The organism is Ectothiorhodospira shaposhnikovii (genome assembly GCF_016584105.1).
Lineage (GTDB): Bacteria > Pseudomonadota > Gammaproteobacteria > Ectothiorhodospirales > Ectothiorhodospiraceae > Ectothiorhodospira > Ectothiorhodospira shaposhnikovii.
In genome coordinates, this window is the sequence record NZ_NRSM01000075.1 from 1 (window position 1) to 2,420 (window position 2,420).

The following is a 2,420-nucleotide window of genomic DNA, read 5'->3' on the forward strand; positions in this document are numbered from 1 at the left end:
AGGGCATTTCCAGTTGATCAGGCGTGTGCTGCCTTAGCAGTTCTTGCAGATCGGCTTCTTCATCCGGTGCCAGCTGTCTACCAGAACCCAGACGGCGACCTCGTTGTTGGCGAAGCAACGAATCCACACCTCCTGCGCGATACTTTGCCAACCAGCGGCCTACCGTCTGATAATGAACGCCCAGCTGTTCTGCAATCTCGCGCTGACTCAAGCCGTTCTCGGAAAGACGAACCGCCGTCTTGCGCTTCTCTTCCTGCGCCGCAGGGTGCAGGGTTCTGGCATCATCTTTTTTCATGCATCAAATCATAGCACAATGCGGATCTATTTGGTTGCCGGGTTAATATCAACGATTGAAACGGCAATTCCACCGCTTCCAGTGGACCTCCGACAAACGGAACAGTGACAAATAAAGACATCGGATATCATGCTATCTACTCTATACGCAACCGCCCCGCAGTTACACTCCCCTTCAATCATGATATTCCTCCATTTTTGCCTGGTTTTGAATTTATAGACGCGGAAAAGACTTCATGAAATGATGCGTGAATGTTCAGTGGAAACCCGGATTTTTAGACCGAATATTAAATAAATATAATTATTATAAATTTAAAAAGATGAGAACAATGGTAAGGCAGAAGTCAGCAGACGGTTTAGTAGCCAAACGCTCACCGTAATGGGTGAGACGCGGTGAAGGCCCGAACCTCCGGCAACGAGAGAGACCCACGTGTCTCAACGGACGTAATGCGCCCGACCGGGAGAAACGGCCTTGGCGATTCGTTGGGTAACCAGCGTTGAAGGTCACCATGGTTGCATGGATCTTTGAACTCCGGAGGAAACGCCCCGTGCGGACCCGCATGCGGGGTGTTGTGGAGGCCGGGAGAGAAAAACCCCCGGCTATCCGATTATGTGATAGCTGCTCACTCTGGTAGAGCCTCGAATTCTGGCACGTCCCCTAACCCCTCCCAATCAGCTTTGCTGGATGAAAAGATATGCGCTGTTGGTGCCATAGATAATTCAGTATCCAAGCACCCTGCCGGAACGACGAGCAACCCTGGGATCTGAGTACTTGGCAATGCCGACCCGCACAACTTACAAAAGCTCTTGTTATGACTAGTGCCTGGAAGCGTAAAGGTCGTCACAGCATCTGCACCCGACCGCCAGACCAATTTGGCTGACTGTGAGAATAGATTTGCTGCATGAGCTGACCCCGTATCTTTTTGGCAATGCTTACAATGACACAGGTAAAAACTGTCGAAGTCCCCATGGACCTTAAATTTCACTATGCCACACAGGCAAGAACCAGCATGCTTAGTCATTGGATTTCCTTCTATGGCCGTAAGCGCCTGACCGGGCGAAACGGCCTTGGCGATTCGTTGGGTAACCAGCGTTGAAGGTCACCATGGTTGCATGGTCCTTTGAACTCCGGAGGAAACGCCCCGTGCGGACCCGCATGCGGGGTGTTGTGGAGGCCGGGGGTTTTTCTCCCCCGGCTATCCGATTAAATTAAGCGCGTAACTCTTGCGAAGACAACGGCTCATCGCATAACTGATCTTCAGGATTTCTAGTAGGTTGATCAGTCTCAGAATCCACTAGATTTTCCCCTTCAGCTAGATAGAGGTTGATAAAAATTTTAACTCTCGCAGAGCTTCTTCCTGCGTCCTTATGACAGCAGCTATAAAGTAGGCGATTATGAAGCCGCCTAATGAAAAAAAGAATGCCAAAAGAAGGACTCGAATATCATTAATTTGAGTCGCAATCCCGACTACAAGACCAACAAGTAGAGGCACACCAAAAGCGGCAACGCGGCGTCCGTTTCCAGAGCCAGTCGCGGCAAGCTCAATCTCGGAGTCAAGAAGTTGCAAATATTTTCTTAAATCAGAGGCCGATATCTTTTTTTCAGATATGTTTTTTTTAAACAGCGAAAACCTTGAAGACCTGTGAAGGCTATCGCCAGCGAATAGGTATGATTGCCCAACCGCACCAGATTTCATTTGATCAAGAAAATAGAGAAGTATAATTTCTGATACGATTAATCCTACAATAGAATAATTGCCTTGCTCAGAATAAAAATACCAACCGATTGCGCTCAGAAAAAGCGTTCCTGATAGAACCACAATTCGGCGAGAGGTTTTATCTGATTTTTGCCAAACTTCTTTGAAAAGCTTCATCAGGTTGGCATCACGGCGATAGCTAACCCAAATATCGTTCCACTTGCTACTCTCTATTGTCAAAGCCTTCCCTTGATTAGTGGATTCAAAATTTAACGCCGCAATCACGCGCTCGTCGCGTGCATTGCCTTGTGTACGCCCGACATGGGCATGAACTGATGGGGTGAAAGTCCCCTGTAGGAGTACCTGTGATGTCCACTCTGTGGACGACTGTAACTACTAGCCGACGGCAAGGGCAAACCCGTGAGGGAA

Annotated in this window: 4 protein-coding genes; all 4 read right to left on the reverse strand. The window is 48.6% G+C overall.

What is annotated here, in order from left to right; genetic code table 11:
• On the reverse strand, positions 1-295 hold a 295-nt coding region (locus tag CKO35_RS17390; RefSeq protein WP_200177369.1), incomplete at its 3' end, for a helix-turn-helix domain-containing protein.
• A 26-nt stretch (positions 296-321) separates the two neighbouring features.
• Positions 322-477, reverse strand: a complete 156-nt coding sequence (locus tag CKO35_RS18690) for a GFA family protein (protein ID WP_477181453.1) — start codon at positions 475-477, stop codon at positions 322-324.
• A gap of 440 nt (positions 478-917) precedes the next feature.
• Complete coding sequence (locus CKO35_RS17395; RefSeq protein ID WP_200177370.1) at positions 918-1,316, reverse strand: GFA family protein; 399 nt, start codon at positions 1,314-1,316, stop codon at positions 918-920.
• A gap of 291 nt (positions 1,317-1,607) precedes the next feature.
• Positions 1,608-2,276: a hypothetical protein gene (locus CKO35_RS17400; protein ID WP_200177371.1), complete on the reverse strand. Its 669-nt coding sequence runs from the start codon at positions 2,274-2,276 to the stop codon at positions 1,608-1,610.
• Positions 2,277-2,420 lie beyond the last annotated feature (144 nt).